This is a genomic window from Natronorubrum sulfidifaciens JCM 14089 (genome assembly GCF_000337735.1).
Lineage (GTDB): Archaea > Halobacteriota > Halobacteria > Halobacteriales > Natrialbaceae > Natronorubrum > Natronorubrum sulfidifaciens.
On record NZ_AOHX01000037.1, the window covers coordinates 116,816 to 136,279 of the forward strand.

General features: G+C 62.6%; 17 protein-coding genes. 6 read left to right on the forward strand and 11 right to left on the reverse strand.

The window, feature by feature from the left end; genetic code table 11:
- Nucleotides 1-7: 7 nt before the first annotated feature.
- Together ygfZ and C495_RS08965 are read right to left on the reverse strand one after the other, a co-directional pair.
- Nucleotides 8-1,105, reverse strand: coding sequence for a CAF17-like 4Fe-4S cluster assembly/insertion protein YgfZ (gene ygfZ / locus C495_RS08960; protein ID WP_008162114.1), 1,098 nt, complete (start codon nucleotides 1,103-1,105; stop codon nucleotides 8-10).
- Nucleotides 1,106-1,144: 39 nt separating this feature from the next.
- A complete protein-coding gene (locus tag C495_RS08965) occupies nucleotides 1,145-1,444 on the reverse strand; it encodes a DUF6432 family protein (RefSeq protein WP_049890232.1) in 300 nt (99 codons plus the stop codon).
- 157 nt (nucleotides 1,445-1,601) lie between these two features.
- On the opposite strand from C495_RS08965, the gene C495_RS08970 reads away from it, so the two are divergent.
- Both C495_RS08970 and C495_RS08975 read left to right on the forward strand, forming a co-directional pair.
- Nucleotides 1,602-2,633: a DUF7093 family protein gene (locus tag C495_RS08970; RefSeq protein ID WP_008162118.1), complete on the forward strand. Its 1,032-nt coding sequence runs from the start codon at nucleotides 1,602-1,604 to the stop codon at nucleotides 2,631-2,633.
- 231 nt (nucleotides 2,634-2,864) lie between these two features.
- A complete protein-coding gene (locus C495_RS08975) occupies nucleotides 2,865-3,248 on the forward strand; it encodes a DUF5611 family protein (protein WP_008162120.1) in 384 nt (127 codons plus the stop codon).
- Between the two features lie 118 nt (nucleotides 3,249-3,366).
- On the opposite strand, the gene C495_RS08980 is transcribed toward C495_RS08975, so the two are convergent.
- Nucleotides 3,367-3,774, reverse strand: coding sequence for a hypothetical protein (locus C495_RS08980; protein ID WP_008162121.1), 408 nt, complete (start codon nucleotides 3,772-3,774; stop codon nucleotides 3,367-3,369).
- A 122-nt stretch (nucleotides 3,775-3,896) separates the two neighbouring features.
- Between C495_RS08980 and C495_RS18085 the strand changes: the two genes are divergently transcribed.
- Nucleotides 3,897-4,067, forward strand: coding sequence for a hypothetical protein (locus C495_RS18085; RefSeq protein WP_008162122.1), 171 nt, complete (start codon nucleotides 3,897-3,899; stop codon nucleotides 4,065-4,067).
- Nucleotides 4,068-4,223: 156 nt separating this feature from the next.
- On the opposite strand, the gene C495_RS08985 is transcribed toward C495_RS18085, so the two are convergent.
- The 5 genes from C495_RS08985 to C495_RS09005 form a co-directional block, all read right to left on the reverse strand.
- Nucleotides 4,224-5,729: a heme-binding protein gene (locus C495_RS08985; RefSeq protein WP_008162124.1), complete on the reverse strand. Its 1,506-nt coding sequence runs from the start codon at nucleotides 5,727-5,729 to the stop codon at nucleotides 4,224-4,226.
- Between the two features lie 147 nt (nucleotides 5,730-5,876).
- The gene (locus tag C495_RS08990) at nucleotides 5,877-7,706 is read right to left on the reverse strand and encodes a site-2 protease family protein (protein WP_008162125.1); all 1,830 of its coding nucleotides are present in this window, start codon (nucleotides 7,704-7,706) and stop codon (nucleotides 5,877-5,879) included.
- Nucleotides 7,707-7,783: 77 nt separating this feature from the next.
- Nucleotides 7,784-9,535 carry a lysine--tRNA ligase gene (gene lysS, locus C495_RS08995; protein ID WP_008162126.1) on the reverse strand — a complete coding sequence of 584 codons (1,752 nt, stop codon included), beginning with the start codon at nucleotides 9,533-9,535 and terminating at the stop codon, nucleotides 7,784-7,786.
- Nucleotides 9,528-10,256 carry a UMP kinase gene (gene pyrH, locus C495_RS09000; protein ID WP_008162127.1) on the reverse strand — a complete coding sequence of 243 codons (729 nt, stop codon included), beginning with the start codon at nucleotides 10,254-10,256 and terminating at the stop codon, nucleotides 9,528-9,530. Before pyrH ends, lysS begins: the two co-directional genes overlap by 8 nt.
- A gap of 244 nt (nucleotides 10,257-10,500) precedes the next feature.
- A complete protein-coding gene (locus tag C495_RS09005) occupies nucleotides 10,501-11,910 on the reverse strand; it encodes an APC family permease (RefSeq protein ID WP_008162128.1) in 1,410 nt (469 codons plus the stop codon).
- Between the two features lie 457 nt (nucleotides 11,911-12,367).
- On the opposite strand from C495_RS09005, the gene C495_RS09010 reads away from it, so the two are divergent.
- Both C495_RS09010 and C495_RS09015 read left to right on the forward strand, forming a co-directional pair.
- Nucleotides 12,368-13,738 carry an aspartate aminotransferase family protein gene (locus tag C495_RS09010; RefSeq protein WP_049890234.1) on the forward strand — a complete coding sequence of 457 codons (1,371 nt, stop codon included), beginning with the start codon at nucleotides 12,368-12,370 and terminating at the stop codon, nucleotides 13,736-13,738.
- Nucleotides 13,738-14,901 carry an acyl-CoA dehydrogenase family protein gene (locus tag C495_RS09015; RefSeq protein WP_008162133.1) on the forward strand — a complete coding sequence of 388 codons (1,164 nt, stop codon included), beginning with the start codon at nucleotides 13,738-13,740 and terminating at the stop codon, nucleotides 14,899-14,901. The genes C495_RS09010 and C495_RS09015 overlap by 1 nt, the downstream gene beginning before the upstream one ends.
- Nucleotides 14,902-14,996: 95 nt before the next feature.
- On the opposite strand, the gene C495_RS09020 is transcribed toward C495_RS09015, so the two are convergent.
- A complete protein-coding gene (locus C495_RS09020) occupies nucleotides 14,997-15,515 on the reverse strand; it encodes an Lrp/AsnC family transcriptional regulator (protein WP_008162135.1) in 519 nt (172 codons plus the stop codon).
- Between the two features lie 133 nt (nucleotides 15,516-15,648).
- Between C495_RS09020 and C495_RS09025 the strand changes: the two genes are divergently transcribed.
- A complete protein-coding gene (locus C495_RS09025; protein WP_008162137.1) occupies nucleotides 15,649-16,923 on the forward strand; it encodes an MBL fold metallo-hydrolase in 1,275 nt (424 codons plus the stop codon).
- Nucleotides 16,924-16,975: 52 nt separating this feature from the next.
- On the opposite strand, the gene C495_RS09030 is transcribed toward C495_RS09025, so the two are convergent.
- Both C495_RS09030 and C495_RS09035 read right to left on the reverse strand, forming a co-directional pair.
- Nucleotides 16,976-17,716 (reverse strand): DUF5518 domain-containing protein, encoded by a 741-nt coding sequence (locus C495_RS09030; protein WP_008162139.1) that lies wholly within the window; start codon nucleotides 17,714-17,716, stop codon nucleotides 16,976-16,978.
- Nucleotides 17,717-17,990: 274 nt separating this feature from the next.
- Nucleotides 17,991-19,250, reverse strand: coding sequence for an RNA-guided endonuclease InsQ/TnpB family protein (locus C495_RS09035; protein ID WP_008162141.1), 1,260 nt, complete (start codon nucleotides 19,248-19,250; stop codon nucleotides 17,991-17,993).
- Nucleotides 19,251-19,464: the final 214 nt, after the last annotated feature.

The window sequence follows — 19,464 nt, forward strand, 5'->3', positions numbered from 1 at the left end:
TGTCGAGCTACTGGTATGCTGGCAGTCGCCCCGACCGATCCGAGCCCTCGACGAACGGCAACGCGGTGACGGTGGCGGGCACCTCCTCGCCGCCAACACGAACCGTCAGCGCCTCGCTTTCGAGGCCGTAGTCGACGAGTGCGAGCGCGATAACCGACTCGAGCGACGGACTCTCGCCGGCGCGCGTAACCTCGCCGACGGACGCATCGCCATCGAAAACGGCTGCGCCGGATTCAGGGACCGCGGCGTCGTCCGCCTCGAGCGTCAGACCGACGAGTTTCCGACTGGGCTGGCCGCGGTTCTCGACGCGGGAGACGACCTCCTGTCCGACGTAACAGCCCTTCTCGAAGTCCAGTGCGGCTCGCAGGCCGAGGACGTTCGGGAGCGTTCCCTCGAGTTCGGTTTCAAAGAGCGGTGAGCCGGCCTCGAGCGCGAGACTCTCGAAGGTTCGGTAGCCGAAGGGGGCGGCGTTCAACCCCTGATTCAGAAGGGTGTCGTAGACGGCTTCGGCGTCGTTGGCCGCACAGATCACCTCGTAGCTCTCCTCGCCGGTGAGGGCGTCGGTGCGGATGACGGAGACGCCTTCGTCGCCCATCGTCCCGCGGACGAACGAGTAGCGCTCGTCGGGCGAGGCGGCACCGTTGAGGACGCTGGCGATCTTTTCTGTCGCGTTGGGGCCGTGAATCCCGAAGATCGCGTAGTCGTCGGTTGCGACTCGGATGTCGACGTCTTGGATGAAGACTTTCTCTCCCCACTCTTCTGCCAGCGGTTCGGCTTCGGCTGGCGGCGTAAACAGCAACAGTCGCTCGCCGGCGTTGTAGACGTAGAGTTCCACCTCGATCCCGCCCTGTGGATCGAGAACGAGCGCATAACAGCCCTGTCCGTCCTCGGCGGGGACGCGATTCGAGACGACGTTGTCGACGTACTCGAGGCGATCCTCGCCCTCGATGACGACGACGCCGTAGGCGCACTCGAGTAAGCCGACGCCGTTGCGGACCGCGAGATGTGTTCGCTCGGGTCGGCCGAAGTGTTCGACGATCGTTCGCCCGTCGCGCTCGCCGAACGTCGCGCCGTGGTCGGCGTGAATGGACTCGATGACGCTCATGCCTTCTCCCTCGGGCCTGACCCCCTCAGGCGTTTCGATTCAAAACGGCAACCGCTCGCGAAGCCACTCGCTGATCGACTGCTCGTCGTCCTCGTCGGTCGGAATTTCGGGGACGACCCGTTCGTCGGGTTTGATGACGGTCTCGGTGTGATCCGACTCGACGACGATCAGATCGTCCTGTTTGAGCGTCGAGAGGGCACGCTCTAAGTCGTCGATATCGACTTCGACAGCGGCACGGAGTTCGAAGACGGTCATCCCGTCTTCGGTCCGGTCGACGAGTTCGTCGAGGACCGCCACCTCAGTCGATTCCCGATCCCGAAACTCCCGCTTTGCTCTCATCCGTCTACGTATTCAACGACCGGGGATTTGACGTTTGCCGTTTTTCCGGTGGCCGACAACGGAACCGGCCGTTCGGGGACAACAACGTAGTGTGCTGTCACGAAGACGTTCCGACAGGCAGTACGTTTTTTATGCGATGACTGGGAACGGTGAGACAATGGTCCTGCGATGTTCGCTGCTCGGACACGACTACGGTGAGGCCGATGTCGAACGCGAGCGCGAAGAACGGGGCAGTGAAGTCGTCGTCACCGTCCAGGAGTACGAAGAGTGTGTCCGCTGTGGCGAGCGCAACGTCATCAGCGAGAACACCGAGATAACGAGTCTCTCCATGGAGGCGGCCGCCGACTCACGCGCCACCGAGGAAGAACCCGAGCCAGACACGACTGCCGACGCTGTCGAAACACCACCCGATGTGGCCCCCGAAGCCGATGCGTCGACGGAACTCCACGACGACGAGGACGATGCCGAGTTCATCGACGCCGATGCTGACGCTGATGCCGAGTTTATCGACGCTGACAGTGACGTCGACGACGAGACCGACCCCGAAGCGCCGCCCGCGAACACGGCCGCCGACGACGAGGATGCGCTCGAGATCCCGACCGACGAACACGGTGAGCCGGTGACCGACGACGGTGAAATCTTATCGGACGACACGGAGTCCCAACCCACTCGTGACCGCGAACACGGCGAGTGGCCGGACTCAGAAGACGTCGGCCCACCGCTCGGAGCCGAAAACGAGCCGGCGGGATGGCCGGACGACGAGCCCGAACACACTGCAGCCGATGCGGCCACCGAGACCGACGCCGAGCGTCTCGACGCCGACGTGACGGATGACGGAATCGTCCTCGAGAACGATTCCGGGAGCGACTCCGGGCCACTGGGCGAGTCGGCTGCAGCAGCGGACGCCAGAACGGTCACGACCGAGCCGCCAACGGCTGACACACAGTCCGACGCAGACGCCGAGGCGGGGACGGAGACCGACGCTGGAAGTGGAATCGAGCGGGCGGGGTCCGCGCCGGTCCCCGGCGAAAGCAATACCACACAGGACGCCGGGCCAACGGAACTGTACTGTCCGCGGTGTGAGTACGTCGCGGCCGACAACCGAACCTCGCTGCGCACCGGCGATATCTGTCCCGACTGTCGAAAGGGCTATCTCGGCAACCGAGAGCGCCAGTATGGTGATCGCTGAGCCGAGTTATCTACCAGTCGCACAGTTGCCATGTCTGCGGGTGTGCACTGACGGCCAGTCGCGACAAGAGTCATTCCTATTCGGTTCCGACGGGTCGCTTGCCTCGAGGCACAGCCACATCGTCTCTCGAAATGTGAGACACGTGTGCGGCGTCACCACCCTACTCAAACCCCGTTTGTCGGCTGCGTCGGTATGAAAAGAGGTAAACAGTCCGCCGTGTATCACCAATCCATGAAGGAGTACAAAATGCGCCGCGGCGAGTATCTCGAGGAGCGAATTCCCGATATGGAATCGACGATCGAGGACTACTTCGGCCCGATCACTGAGACCGAGGAGTACAAGGGGAGCGAACTCTACGTCATCGGCGAACCCGACAACCCCGTCTTCGAAAAGGTCGTCGCTGGAACCGTCGAGTACTCCGGCAAAAAGGACAAACTCGGCGTCGAGTTCTACGAGCGTGACCCCACCGAACTCGGTCCGGACGAACTCGAGGCCGCCGGTGAAGCCGTCGACGCGAAAAACAGCTTCCTGCTCGAGGCGACCGGTCGTGACGCCAAATCCCGCCGCGAGTCGATGAAACGACAGGTCGAAGACGACCCTGATCACGACTTCTAATACTATCGGACAGCAGTCAGTGAGACGTCGGTCGCGAAGTCGCGGCCGTCCTCGGGGATCGGCCGCAGTCGCGCGCCCGATCGTCAACTCGTGCTGTTCGCCAGTATCACTCGTCGGTCTACGGCGAGTCAGACACTGAGACGAGTCCGGCACCCGAGCTTCGGTAGACGAGGTCGGCGATATCCCCGGCCTCGAGGGCGTTGAAATCCTCCCGGACGAGCGTCGTATGCCGACAGTCGCCGTCGTCGACGTCACAGCCGCGAATCCGGTACTCGACGATCTCGAACTCGGCTTGGAGGCGTGCGGCGAGCGCGTCGGTGATCTCGAGGGGGTCGTCGGGGCCGAGCTCACCAGCCAGTGACTCGTGGAGGTCGTCGTGATAGTACGGGCCCGTGTCCGGATCGTACCGTCTCACAGCCACGTCGATCGGGTCGGCCGTCTCGCGGGGGTGGGCGCGGACGTACTTCTGGACGACCTCGACGCGATCGGCGAGTCCGAGACGAGTCGCACACCCGGCGACTGTCATCGCCACGCCACCGCTAAGGAACGCACGGCGCTTCACGATGAGACGCTTCGTGGCGCAGCGTCGAGTAGTTTTCCCGGGCGAGTTCGAAACGGCTATTACGACAACGTCGAATCTCCCGGGTGATGGATCTCGCTGGATTTCTCGCCGCGACGCTCGTCGCCCATATCGGTTTTGCGGTCTTCATCACTGCACACGCTGCGTTGACCGACACCGATGCCGGCAACTGGCCGTATATTACGCTCGCACTGGGGCTTGCAGGCGTCGCTGGCTACTTCTTCTACGACGAACTGTAATCGCCCCACGCTCACTCGAGCGACGATCTGTCGCCGGACACTGTTACTGTCGGACAGCCGTCAGTGAGATGTCGGCCGCGACTTCGCGACCGATCTTCGAATCGTGCTGTCCGACAGTATGAAACGAGTCGATCGGAACCGGACAGCGAGCCTCGCTTAAGCGAGGAAGACGTGTCGTGGTCGGTCGGTCAGAATGTCGCGACCGAACTCGACGGCCTCCGAGAACGCGTCGCTGCGGAAGAACTGCATGGCGTCTTCACGGGAGTCCCAGCGGCTGGCGATGAACATATCGTTTTCGTCCTCACAGTTTGCCAGCAGGTCGGTCTTGCGGTGGCCGTCCATGTCGGCGAGCAAGGCCGCGGCGTCGTCGAACGCGCCGGTGAAGTCGCCCCGGTGGTCGGGTTTTACGGTGTAGAACATCCCCATCGTGCCCCACGAGTCGTCCTCGTCGTCGCCTGCCTGTCGGACGATGTCGGGGAGTTCGGCGAGGAAGCCGGCGGCCGTGTTCGCGGCCCGTTCGGTCTCCCAGAGACTGACGATCGCCGCCTCCGCGTCGTCAGCTCCCGTTTCGGACTCGTAGACGGCGGTCTTGACGTGTGTATCGTAGTGGTCGAAGTTCGTCCGCATTCCATCGACCTCCTCGAACAGTTCCTCGGCGTCGGCCGCCGAGTAGAGCACGACCGCGTGGACGTCCTCGCCGTGTGGTTTGCCCGCGTAGACACCCATCTCCTCGAGTTCACTCCGGACGTCGTCGTCCTCGGAGCCGCTGTGGTGGCCGCCGGAGTCACCGTGGTGGCCGCCGGAGTCACCGTGAGCGTGCCCGTGATCGCCGGACTCGCCGTGGCCGTGTGGATGGCCGTGGGCGCTGTCAGCGTCGTCCTGTGGCACTCGCTTGCCGGCGAGAAACGCCCCGAGGTCGCTCGAGTCGATCCGGCGGGCCGAGAGGAAGCGGCCGAACTCGGCAAAGCGCGAACTCGAGGGGTCAAAGCGCATCTCGTAGAGCAGTTCCTTGACGTCGGTCGGATCGTCGCCAAAGAGCGTGATCCCCCACTCGTAGTCGTCGAGGCCGACGCTGCCGGAGATGATCTGCGTGACGCGGCCGGCGTAGTCTTTGCCGATCTCGCCGTGGTTCGAGAGATAGTCGGCGCGCTCGTCGAACGGCAGTTCGTACCAGTTGTGATCGGGACCTCGACGCTTGCTCATCGGGTAGAAACTGAGGAAGTCAGTGTCCGGAATCTCGGGTTTGAGTCGGGACTCGATGTAGTTGGCGATTCCGGCGTCTGCGGTCTCGTCGTCCTCGAAGTACTCCTGAGACATGTAGCCCGAGACCTCCGTCACCGACAGATACGAGTCGGCGCGCTCGGTGAACTCGGCGAGTGCCGTGTGTTCGAACTGTCGCTCGAGCGCATCGATGTCGCCGAGCGTCGGCCGCAGGTGGAGGACGAGCAAGTCGGCCTTATGTCCGAGGACGGTGAACGTCGCCGAGTCGCCCTCGTCGGCGTCCGCGACGGCTTCGGCGGCCGAGAGGTACTCGCGTCCCTCCTCGATCGCCCGTTCGCGGCGACGGTCGGGTGCGTTACGCCATGCATCCCAGTCGATCGACCGGAAGTCGTGCAGGACGTACCAGCCCTCTTCGGTCTGTGGCGGCTGTCGTCGTTCCATACGTGCCGGTTCGAACGCAGATGCTAAGAAGCATCGGGTTTCGAGCCGATATCGAACTCGAGGTATCCCACCGTAGCAGCCTGTAGCGGGTCATATGACGGGAAGGCCGACAGCACGACGTGAGCGTTCGTCGGCATCCACCGCAGCTTAGAGCAAGAACGGGACGAACAGCATCGTCAGGAAGCTGACGAGCATCGTCACCCCGATGGTTGTCGTCACCGTTCGGACGTGGCCGCGGGTCGCCTCGATGGGCAGTCTCGAGACGACGGCCTCGGTACTCGTCCGTAGGATGTGGCCGCCGTCGAGTGGGAACGCCGGAATGCAGTTGAAAAACCCGAGCTGAACGTTGATCCAGCCGGTCCAGAACAGCAGGTTCGCGATGATGAACACCGTACTGTCCCCGAGTGCGGCGAGCGAGCCCTGCACCTCGTAGAAGTTTTCGACACCGCCGGTGAACCCGGCGAAGTTGAACGGTAAAAGCCCGATGACGCCGATGACCGGGAGGAAAATTGCCAGTCCGATTTTGCCGAAGAACGAGTCGGTCGCGCCGCCGCCGTTCCCGCCGTCGCCGCCGAGGATCGACAGATACTCCGCGGCCGGATAGAGCTGCACGCCGATATCGCTGATTTCGAAGCCGGAGATGCCGGGTTCGGCAAGGATTCCGAGGAAGCCGCTGTCTTCACGTGGATGCTCGGTAAGCGTTACCTCGTACTCCTGGCGGTCGTCGCCGAAGTAGCCCGCCACCGTCACCTCATCGCCGGCCTCGCTCTCCTCGAGCAACGCACTGAGGTCCGCGTAGGTGTGCGTGCGCTCGCCGTCGAACGCGGTGATGACGAACGTCTCGTTCGTCGGCCCGGTTGCGGCCTCGAGCGGCCCGTCGTCGCTGACGTCGACGGCAGCACCGATCGGCACCTCGCGGTCGTCCTGCTCACCGGCCGCGTTCTCGATCGTCAGTGTCACGCGCTCGTCGTCGCCGACGGCCTCGAAGAAACTGCGTTCGGTCGCGACCTGCTGGCCGTTGACGGCGACGACCGTGTCACCGGCTTCGACGCCAGCCGGGCCGTTGTCCATCGCAGCCGTAACCAGCAGCGAGCGATCGACCATCACGCTCTGCTCGCCGTTGCGCTCGAGTTCGACCTGCTCACCGTCTGCGGCCTCGAGTCGGTCGGCGAGATCGTCGTTCGTCTCGACGGCCTCGCCATCGACGGCGGTGATCCGATCGTTGGGTTCGATCCCCGCGGCATCGGCCGAGGAGTTCGGGGCAACGCCGCCGACCGCAGCGCCGGGTGCGACGGCGATCGCGCCGGCGATCGGTCCAAAGAGGATCGCGAACACGAGCAGCGTGACCGCGAAATTGTTCATGACCCCGGCGGCGAACATTCGAGTCTGTCCGCCTCTCGAGGCGTTCTGACTGCTTTCTTGCTCGGGTTCGACGAACGCGCCGAAGGGGATGATCGCGAGCATCGCGACACCCATCGACTTGATGCCGATGTCCTCGACACGACAGAGCAGGCCGTGACCGCCCTCGTGGACGACGAGTCCGACGAGGAGCCCAACGGCGATCCCAGGTGTCGCGGACAACGGCAGGAAGTCGTTGACACCGGGGAACGGGACGACGTTACGGGGTTGCTGGACGGACGAGCCGGTCGGCTGTGGGGAAGTGACCGCAGAGATCGCTGCAAGGAGGAGGAGGACGAACATGGCCACCATCACGATGATTGCGATGCCGACGCCGAGGTTCGCCCACGCACGCCAGAACCGTTTCGGACCCGAGAGCCAGTCGAGGAACTCACGGCCGCGTTTCGTATGGAAGGTGAGAATCGGGCCCTGGGTTCCGACGTACTCCGGTAAGAGATCAGCTCTCCGAAGTGCGATAACCCCGAACCAGTAGACGAGCAGGCCAATGAAAGCCCACGTCGCCAACTCAGAGCCGAAGAGTTCGGGAACCGAGACGACAGCGGGGAAACCGTGATCCATCGCTCCTATCTCGGGGAGGCGTTCTCAAAGGGCTTTTGTCTATCGAGTCGACCAACTGCCGGGGCGAGCGGCTCGTGTTACTGCTCCCGACGCAGTCGGGCGACGACGAACCCTCGGTCGACTTTCGCGAGGAACGGGCCGAGCTTCGGCCCCTGCTCTTCGTCGAAAAAGAGCCGGTAGCCCGCACTGAAGAAGTCGCCGACGTCGACGTCGTGTCGTCGCGCCGTCTCGTAGATTTCCCCCTGGATTTCCTCGGCGTCGTGGCCCGCCTCGATGAAGTCCGCGAGGTCAGCGAGCGCCGCTTCGGTCGCGTCGTCGAAGTCGTGATCCGGAATCGCGCTCCGTTTGAGTTCGTAATCGAACTCGTTTTCGGTCCGTCGGGCCCAGTTTCTGGCCTGTTCGACGCGTTTGAGCGCCCCTTCGACCGCCCACTCGGGGGCGTCCTCGGGGATGTGCCCCTCTCGGCGGGCAATCTCCTCGCGCAGGTCGGGGTCGTCGGTCATCCCCAACACGGCAGCGAAGGTGTACGGCAGTCGGATGCGCTCCTCACGTGGCTCCTCGACCACGAGCGGGTACACCCGTTTTGCGAACGCCGTCTCGTCGTCGCTGGCGTCGATCTCGTCGAAGTAGATCGCCTCGAGGCGGTCGAACTCGTCGACCAGCTGGTCGAGGCGCTCGATGCTGAAGTCTCGAGCCTTCGACGGGTCCTTCGCGAAGAAGTAGCGCAGGACCTCCGGCTCGAGGAGTTCGAGCACGTCCGAGACGAGAATAACGTTTCCTGCCGAGGACGAAAACGGCTCGCCGTCGAGGGTGAACCACTCGTAGACCATCGGGACGGGTGGCTCGATCTCGAGGACGTTGCGTGCAACGTCTTGGCCACTCGGCCATGAGCCTTCGGCGTGGTCCTTGCCGAAGGGCTCGAAATCAACGCCGAGGACCTGCCACTGGGCGGGCCACTCGAAGCGCCAGGGCATCTTGCCCTCGCGCAGGGTCGCCGTACCCTCGTGGCCACAGCCGTTAATCGTCTGGTCGCCGGCGTCCATATCGGTACACTCGTACTCGACGGTCGGCGGTTCAGCGTCCAGATCGACGCCAGTCACGGTCTCGGTGACCTTGCCACACTCCGCACAGATGGGGTTGAACGGGACGTAGTCCGCGTCGACTTTGTCCTGATACGCGGCGAGGACCTCGCGGGCGCGATCCTGATTCTCGAGGACGAATCGGGTCACGTCGTCGAACGCGCCGTCTTCGTACAGCTCCGTGTTCGAGAGCAGTTCGATCGGGACGTCGAGTGCGTCCGCGCTGTGCTGGATGATCGTCGAGAAGTGGTCGCCGTAGGAGTCACAGCAGCCGAAGGGGTCCGGAATGTCGGTGTAGGGCGCACCGAGATTGCGGCCGAGCGCGCCGGCATCGACCTCGCCGAGGTCGACGAGATTCCCCTCGAGGTCACAGAGCGTTCGCGGGAGTCCACGCAGCGGGTCGCGGTCGTCGGCGGTGAAGACCTGCCGGACGTCGTGGCCGCGCTCGCGCAGGACTTCGGCGACGTAGTAGCCGCGCATGATCTCGTTGACGTTCCCGAGATGAGGGACGCCCGACGGCGAGATCCCGCCTTTGATGACGATCGGGTCGTCGGGGTCCTCGCTCGCGGATCGTTCCTTCCCGCTCGTCCCGTCCGTGGCCTTCCGACGGTCGGCCACGCGCTCCTCGACTCGATCCGCGACGGTATCCGCCCAGAAGGCGTGGCGTGCGTCGTCGTCTTCCTGCTGGAGGGTGTAGGGACTGGCGACGTCCCGGTCGGCTGGCGACTCCGAAGCGTCGTCGTTACTCATCTTCGTTCTGTGCCCAGTAGGTCGGCTCCTCGCCCGCACCCTCCGGGATAATGTCGGTTCCTTCGTGGTCGCCGTATCGAACCGCACGCGAGATCCGCTCGGGGTCGGTGCCGTCGAGGACGATCGTTCGCATTCCCGAGCGCTGGATGACTTTCGCCGCCAGCAGGTCGACCGGGGACGAGGCTCCAGCGTTCATCTCGAGGTCGGCGATGACGTCGACGAGTTCCGTAGCGGAGAGTTCCGTGAACTTCGTCGCATCGTCGTTTTCGTTCGGATCATCGCTGTAGACCCCCGGCACGCTCGTCGCGTAGACGAGCAGGTCGGCGTCGACGTACTCGGCAAGCGCAGCGCCGACGGCGTCGGTGGTCTGGGCCGGCGCGACGCCGCCCATGACACAGACGTCGCCTCGGCGAAGCGCCTCGCCGGCTTCGTCGTAGTCCGTTGCCGGCGCAGTCACCGAATCTTCGTTCAATGCGGTGATCAGCAGCCGTGCATTGAGTCTCGTGACATCGATCCCCAGTTGATCGAGTTCGATTTCGTTCGCCCCGAGATTACGAGCGGCACCGATATACTCACGTGCAACACCGCCACCCCCGACGACGGCACCGACGCGGCAGCCGTCCTCAACGAGGTCTTCGATGACGGCGGCGTGTTCGGCAACCCGATCCGCTCCGGGTTCGGGGACGAGCACGCTGCCGCCGATAGAAACGACCACTTTCATGCTACAGCGGTGTAACCGCGAGCCAATCTTAAGGGTTGCCAACTGCCGGCAGCGCATGCGTCTCCCCCTCACGGGACGGCTTCTCGAGCCGTCTCGAGCGACTCGTGTGTCGGAAATCGACACACGGCTCGGCTCTCGGAACAGGTCTCGCTCGTTACACCAGCCCGTCTGAGGCGTGGGCGCACTCGAGCGAAACTGTGCTGGAAAACTGTGATTTCGAAACCGATGAAGACGCCGGTCGCCGTCAGTCGTCGTCTAGCGCTTCGATTCGCTGGACGACTTCCTCGGATGTCTCGACCGATTTCTCGCCCGAGAGGGCATAGAAGACGACGCCGAGGATACACCAGCCGAGGACGATGAGCCACTCGTAGGGCCAGACGAGCGCAGACTGGCCGCCGGGCAGGTAGAGCGTGATGAAGATCGCTGTCGCCACGAACGCGACGATACCGATGACAGGGCCGGCCGGAACCTTGTACGGCCGCTCCATCTCGGGCTCACGGTAGCGCAACACCAGAAACGAGACGACGACGAGGAACCAGGCGATGACGATGCCCAGTCCACCGGCGTTGACGATCCACGTGAGCATCTGTTCGCCGAAAAACGGCGCAATTACCGACAGACCGCCGATGAACAGAATCGCGTTGCTTGGGGTGTTGTACTCCGGATGGACCTTCCCGAGCCATTCCGGAATCATTCCCGACTCGGCGAGTGCGAAGAGCGCGCGACTACCGCCGATGATGAACGCGTTCCAACTCGTCATGATACCCGCAATGCCCGCGAGTGCCATCAACTGCCCCGCGACTGTGCTGTCGAACAGGACTTCCATCGCCTGAGCGGCGGGCAGCGAGCTATCGACGAGTTCCGCCCCTGGAAGGGCGCGACTCGAGCCCCAGATGACGGCCATATAGAAGAGAGCCGCCATACCAACCGACAGCATGATCAACAGTCCCAGCGTACGGGCTGGGATGTCGGCCTCCTCCGCCGACTGTGGAATAACGTCGAACCCGACGAACATGAACGGCGTCATCAACACGACGGCGAAGATGCCGGCTGTACCCGCACCGAAGGACGGATCGGGCGATGGCTGGCCGCTGGTCACCGCGCCGGCGATCAACACGAGACCGGCGAACGCGATGACGACGGTCATGATGATCTGGAACTGGGCGGCGATTCGAATGCCGATGTAGTTCAGGTACGTGATTCCGATCGTTCCCAGCACGCCGACGATGATCCAGGTGGCGTACACCGGTTCTCCGGCGACGTTCCAGAGTGGAATCGCATCGAAGCCGGGGACGATAAACGCCATCGCGGACGGCAAGGCAACGGCTTCGAAGGCGGCCACCGTAACGTACCCGAAGATGATCGCCCACGTGCAGACGAACGACCCGATCGGGCCCAGCGCACGAAGGCTGTAGACGTGCTCACCACCGACCAGCGGCATCGACGACGCCAGTTCGCTGTAAATAATTGCGACGACCCCGACAACGATCCCACCCGCGACGAACGCGGTGATCGCACCCATTGGGCCACCTTCATTGATCCAGTCGCCGGCGAGGATGATCCATCCCCAGCCGATCATCGCACCGAACGACAGGATCAGCATCTCTTTGCTACTCAACGCTTTTTCCAATCCGCTCTGTGTTGTCTCTGACATTGTTGGCCCTTGACTTTCGTTACCGTATGGGCCATAAATACGACCCTTAATGTATCTTTCGCAAGTGTTGTATATTCAGCAAGAATTGAACAATATGATGGATTAGATCCTATTGTAATGTAGAATCTTGTAGGAATGGCAGCTATTTGGACGCCGTCTCTACTATTCGGGCAGTAAACACAAATGTTAATCCAAACCATGACTGTAATTGACATCGAACATAGTATCTGGTTGACTCGAGTCTCCGTCCCACTACCGTGATCGATCTGCGACCCGCCGCCGATTGGGAACTGCGGCTGGTCTCTTTCCGGTCCCCTCCCATGTCTGCTCGTACCCCATCACCCCATACTGTTGGATTAGATCCAACATCTGTGCACTATCTTAGATTATTGCTGTCTAACGCAAACCACGTGAGATTTCGCATCAAATATATATGTGGTGATGGAAATAGTATGGTATGGCTGTAGGCCCGCCAATCGACGACCTTCACTTCGCGATGGAACCATCGGTCGACGAGGTTCCTGGACCGAACTCACGGAGGCTCCTCGACCGACAAGCAGAGATCGACAGCAGCGCCGTTGCGTATCCCAAACGGATCCCGATCGCCCTCGAGGAAGCTCGCGGCGCGACGGTTCGTGACGTCGACGGCAACACGTTCCTCGACTTCTTCGCCGGGATCGGCGTCTTGAACGTCGGGCACTCGAATCCGTACGTTCTCGAGGGAACGCAAGACCAACTCGAGTCGGTCGCCCACACGGTTGATTTCCCGACCGAGGCGCGACTCGACCTCATCGACAAGCTTCGAGAGATCGCCCCCGGCGGGCTGGCTGGCTCGAGTAACGTCGTCTTCGGCGGTCCGAGCGGGAGCGACGCGATCGAGGGCTCGATCAAACTCGCCAAACACAACACGGGCCGCCACGGGCTGCTCGGCTTCGAGGGGTCCTATCACGGGACGACCGCAGGCGCGCTCAGCCTCACGGCGGGCAAGAAGTACAAGAAGGGCTACGGGCCGCTGCTCGCGGATACCGTCCACGTCCCGTACCCGACCCGCAACGCGGGCGTCGGGAGTCAGGACGCCTGCGAGCGCTGTCTCGACGCCGTCAAACGGAAGTTCGAGGCCCCTTACGGCGGCCACGAGACGCCGGCCGGTATCTGGGTCGAACCGATTCAGGGCGAGGGTGGCGTCATCGTACCGCCGAACGGTTTCCTGCAGGGACTTCGTGACATCGCGGACGACAACGACGCGATGTTGATCGTCGACGAGATCCAGACCGGACTGGGCCGCACCGGCGAGTGGTTCGCTACGGACCACTTCGACGTGACGCCGGACGCGATCACGATGGCGAAAGCACTCGGCGGCACTGGCCTCCCGATCGGTGCGATGCTCTACCACGAGAAGTTCGACACGTGGGGGCCGGGCGGCCACGTCGGCACGTTCCGCGGCAACGCACCCGCGATGGTCGGCGGGCTACGTGCGATCGAGTACATCGAATCGCACGACCTGCTCGCACACGCGACGGAACTCGGCGGCTACCTTCGAGACCGGATCGCCGAAGTCGCGGAGACGACCCCGGAGATCGTCGACGTGCGCGGGAAGGGCCTGTTCGTCGGCGTCGAGTTCGAGGACGCCGACGGCAACCCCGATGCCGACATCGTCAAGGCGATTCAGGAGTACTGTTACGAAAACGGCGTCCTCGTCTGGAGCGCCGGCCGACACGGGAACGTGTTGCGGCTCATCCCGCCGCTCGTTCTCACCCACGAACAGGCGGAATTCGGCATGGACGTCCTCTGTGAGGGCGTTCGTGCGACGACGGAGGATTCACACTAATGCTCGACTATCTCGACCTCGAGGCAGAGCTTACCGACGAAGAACGACTGATCCGCGATACGGCACGCGAGTTCGTCGACGAACAGGTTCGCCCGGACATCGGCGACCACTTCGAAAACGGCACGTTCCCAAAAGAGCTAATCCCCAAGATGGGCGAGATGGGCTTTTACGCGCCCAACCTCGAGGGCTACGGCTCGCCGAACGTTTCCGAGACGGCCTACGGCCTGTTGATGCAGGAACTCGAGGCCTGCGATTCCGGCCTGCGGTCGATGGCATCGGTGCAGGGCGCACTCGTGATGTACCCGATCCACGCCTACGGCAGCGAGGAGCAAAAAGAGGAGTGGCTGCCGAAACTCGGCGCTGGCGAGGCCGTCGGCTGTTTCGGCCTCACCGAACCCGAACACGGCTCGAACCCCACGGCGATGGAGACGTACGCCGAACGCGACGCCGACGGCTACGTGCTCAACGGCTCGAAGACGTGGATCACGAACTCCCCCATCGCCGACGTTGCGATCGTCTGGGCGCGTGATCGCTCGAGCGACGATACGCCGGTTCGCGGATTCCTCGTCGAGACCGATCGCGACGGCGTCAGCACGAACAAGATCACCGAGAAGCTGTCGCTTCGCGCCTCGATCACGGGCGAGATCGGCCTGAACGACGTCCACGTCCCCGAGGAGAACGTCCTTCCCGGCGTTTCGGGCATGAAAGGCCCGCTGTCGTGTCTCACGCAGGCACGCTTCGGCATCGCGTGGGGCGCAGTCGGTGCCGCTCGAAACTGTTTCGAGACGGCCCGCCAGTACGCGACGGACCGCGAGCAGTTCGGCGGCCCGATCGGTCGCTTCCAGCTCCAACAGCAGAAACTCGCGGAGATGGCCACCCAGATCACCCTCGCCCAGCTGCTCATCCACCGGCTGACGGAGCTCAAAGAACGCGGCGAGTTGCGGCCACAGCACGTCTCGATGGCCAAACGCAACAACGTCCGCATGGCCCGCGACCAGTCCCGCGTCGCCCGCGAAATGCTCGGTGGAAACGGGATCACGACCGACTACTCGCCGATGCGCCACATGGCCAACCTCGAGACGGTCTACACCTACGAGGGAACCCACGACATCCACACCCTCATCCTCGGCGAGGATCTGACCGGTATCGCCGCCTACGAATAACCCACTCAAACGCCTCGAGACGGTCTCACACTCGAGGCCGCCTGTGACTTCGCCGGGGTGTGGTCGCACTGACTGTACACCGGCGTTCGATGCGTCTACTTGTCGTCAGCGGGCAACTGGTGAAAATTGAGCAGCGACTGCTGGCTGTAATCGCGAAGCGTTCCGATCCCCGTGTTTGTCTTGATCGTCGAGATGACGAACTTCGAACTCGTGCGACGAATTTCGTCGATTGACTCGTAGTCGTCGACGAGGTCTTCGACCATATCCCGCGAGGTGAGCCGCCCGATGACGACGAAATCCGTCTCCCCCATCGTAAAATAGACCTGATTGACGCCCTCGATATCGGCGAGCTGTTCGCCGACGCGCTCGTGATAGCCCTCGCCGAACTCCGCCCAGATTTCGGAGATGATGGTGATGCCGAGACCGACTTTCTCGAGGTCGAGTTCGTACAGTTCGTTCGTGATGACGCCCTCTTCTTTGAGACTCTGCAAGCGATAGTGGACCGTCGATTTCGGAATCCCTGTTTTCTCGTGGATGACTTCCGTGTTATCGGTTTCCTGTTCGGCGATCGTGAAGATGATCTTGACATCCCGCTCGTCCAGTGAGGTGCTCATCTATGCGTCTGTTTGACGTAGCCCACCCTATTCCTTTTCGGTGATCGGCCGTCCGCCGCCGTCCGTGTCATATTTCGCCGGCCGAACGATCGGAAACGATGGAGGAAAGCGGCTCGAGGACGCAGCGTCGGTAATGGACATTCGATTTCTCGGCGGTGCCCGCGAGGTCGGGCGTAGCGCGATCCTCGTTAACGACGCGCTGTTGCTCGATTTCGGGATGCTGACCGCCAACCCGCCCCAGTTTCCCCTCGAGACGCCTGACCCTGAGGCGGTCGTCGTCTCACACGGCCATCTCGACCACGTCGGGACGATTCCGACCCTCCTCTCCGGTGATGGGCGACCGCCGATCCACTGGACTCCGCCGACGGCCGAACTCGCGCGCACGCTCGCTCGAGACACGCTGAAACTGCACGGCGGCTCGTACAACTGCCCGTTTACCGAGCCCGATCTCAAACGCGTCACGCAGGTCTCGGAGACCCACGATTATCGAGAGCCGTTCGAGGCCGCCGGCCACGAGATCACGTTCTACAACGCTGGCCACATTCCGGGCAGCGCTCACGTGCTCGTCGACGACGGGGAGACGCGGCTGCTCTATACGGGCGATTTCCACATCGACGCTGCCTCGAGCGAGGCGAACGGACACGCCGACCCTGTGGTCGGACAGCGACTGGTCGCGGGGACCACCGCACGGCCTGACGCCGATATCGTCCTCTGTGAGAGTACGTACTCCGACGTCGACCACGAGCCTCGAGCCACCGTCGAGCAGCGCTTTGTCGAAAGCGTCGAGACGACGCTGTGGGACGGTGGCACGGTCGTCGTTCCGGCGTTTGCGATCGGCCGAACACAGGAACTAATGCTCGTCTGTGCGGCCCACGACATCCCGTGTTACGTCGATGGGATGGGGACACAGGTCACCGAGATGTTGCGTCAGTATCCCAGCTACGTCCGCGACGGCGAGGCGTTTCGGCGGGCGATCTCACACGCTCGCTTCGTCACCGGCCGCGACGGTCAGCGAAAACGGATCGTCGATCAGAAAGCCGCGATCATCACCACCAGCGGGATGCTTTCGGGTGGGCCGGCGATGACCTACATTCCCGAAATCCGGCGAAATCCGGCGAACAAGATCGCGATGACAGGGTATCAGGTTGAGGGGACGCCCGGCCGTGATCTGCTCGAGACCGGCAGCGCCGAGATCGACGGCCGAGTGATGCCCGTCAGCGCGCAGGTCGAGCAGTACGATTTTTCTGCCCACGCGGACCGAGACGGCCTTTTCGAGTTCCTCGAGTCCTACCGCGACAGTCCGGTCTTGATCAACCACGGCGACCGCTGTGAGGCGTTCGCCGAGGAGTTGCGAGCCGATGGAATCGACGCGAGTGCGCCCGAACTCGGCGACGTCGTCTCCGTGTGAGCGTCGGCGGAACGCATCGTGAATGTGTGACGGGAGGCGAACTGCGGGGGAGTCAGCTGGTCTCTCCTCGACGTTCTGCGAGCCGGCCACCGACGTACCCGCCGAGAGCGCCGAGGCCGGCACCGACGGTTGCGATGAGCAGTCCCGAAAAGAGTAGTGTGGCTCCGATGACGACCGCGTTTCCGGCCTGCCCGATGGCGAGTAGTCCGGACAGTAGACCGCCAAACACGAACAGGAGAATCAGCAGGAGTGGGAGCATGGGCAAGAGCCCTGCGAGCGCTCCGACGCTGACCGTCCGATCAGACTCGCCCCGCTCTAAGTAACCCGCAAGCGCGCCGCCAAACGCGGGCGAGACGGGAACGAACGAGAGAACGACAGTGGTCACGGCACCGAGAACGGCAACCGTCCCGAACGAGTCGACGGACTCACCTGCCCGGACTCGACGGTGAGCGCGGTGTCTCACGACGACGTATCCGATCGCGAACAGAACCAGCCCGCCGCCGGTCAGGAGCAGCCCCGGCCCTAGCCACGAGACGACAGCGTCGGCGACCGTCAGCGACTCGGCGTCGGTGAGTTCGGTTGTGCCGACAGTGACCGTGACGCTTTCGTCTTCAATTCCCTCCGCGAGAAGCGCTCTGTCGACGAGGAACACGAGCACGCTTCCGCCGACGACCAGGAGCAATCCGCTCAGCGCGATGATGGCCCCGAACAGCCAGTCGACGAACTCCGGGAGTGGACTCCCGTTGACAGGGTGTCCCTCCGCGCTCGCACGCTCGGTTGGTGTACCCCCCATACCACTGTATACTGCCGTGGCTCAGCTACGTTAAACCACAGCCTCGACCCACTCTGCAGTGACGAACTTGTGGCGACACCCTTCACAGAGCGTAAACTCGACGACTTGGCCTGTGGACAGATGGACGTGATAGCGTTCGATTGGGTACTCTGTCGCTCCGCAGTTGGTGCATGTCACTGGTTGTCACTTCCGCCGGATACACCACCTACGGCTACGACCGACTTGACATCCACCACGCCGTAAACGACGTGGAATCCCGACTGCCGTTGGGATATTACGGTTTACAGTCCACGACCTGTTCTCGCGGGGCGAAACGGCCCTCGTTACGATCGAACAGATGGACTGTAGGCTGTGCCAACCAGCCGTTACTCCTATCCTCAGAAGGACTCGGAGTTACTTTTCGCCGGATGTTCTCCGCACCGTTCACGTCTGCGTTCGCCACCGTATCGCACTCCTCGCAAACGTACAACCCGCGTTCAACACGCTGGGTTCCGTCCTTCGTTTCGCAGGCCGAACACGTCTTTGACGTATCGCGTTCGGACTCAACCGTTAGGTCGATACCTTCAGCTTCCGCCTTGTACTCGAGCATCGACGTGAAGCGGTCAAACGCCCATCCGTGAAGGTCGAGATTGCCGTGTTTGCCCCAGTTTCGGGACTCGCCGGTATCGTCGTCTCGGATACCGCCGAGGTCACCGATGACGATCGTCCCGACGTCCCTCTCGACGCACTCCGAAACGATGTGTTTTGAGAGGGTGTGCAAAAAGTGGGTTCGGCGTTCCGTGCGCTTCCGGTCCAACCGAAGCCGCTCGTTCGAACGGCTGTCGTCGCACTTCGCTTTCTTTCGTCCGAAGTAGTATTCGTCCTCTTTCAGCGCGTTACCGGGGAAGAGGATCGATTCACCGCCGAACGAAAGCGCGGCAACGTTCGAGATACCGAGGTCGATCCCGGCAGTCTCGTCTCCCGGTGGGTCGGGATCAATCGACTTTCGGCAGACGAAGTGGAGTCGCCACTCGTCGTACTTGTGGACGGTCCGAACCTGTTGGATGTCCCATTCGGAGAGGTCTACATCGGGACGTAGCTCGTACTCGCACAGCACGAAGTCCGAGCGGTGCTCCTTCAGGTTGCGTCCTTTCGAGAGGCGAACGCGGGTGAACTGTGCATCCTGCTTGAAGCCAGCCGCCTTGAACGACACAGTAGAACGCGGGTGGGAATCACCGCGCTTGCGGTAGCCGGGCGGTCGGGCACGGCTATCGCCGTTCCGACGCTTTGTGAACCAGCCGTTGAACGCTTCAGCGAGTTCTTCGAGAACGCGCTGACTGGATTGAGAATGAAGGTCCGTGTAGCGTTCGTGACCTTTGAGTTCGGATTTGAGTTCCCCGTCATCGGGGATCTCGCCCGTTTCGTCCCACTGCTCTTGTGCATAGTAGCGACCGACGTTCCAGAGCTTCGATGCAGCCCGTCCGAGTTGATCGAGGTCGTCACTCACCTGCCGTGGGTTCGTGATCGACGCCTCGAATGTTCGGTGGATTCGCATCGGATTCTGGCCTCATAACCAGTTATGAACTCCGAAAGCATAATAGAACCGATTCAGTATAGAATATCCGGCCATGCAACAGGCGGTGGATTGTTGCATCAATTGACGGCGCGTATCCACGCCCTGAAGGGCGTGGTATTGCGCCTGTTCAGCGTATAATTCCCACGTGGGTGCAGTGATGATCGCCACTGGCGGTCACTGCATGTCCGCTCAC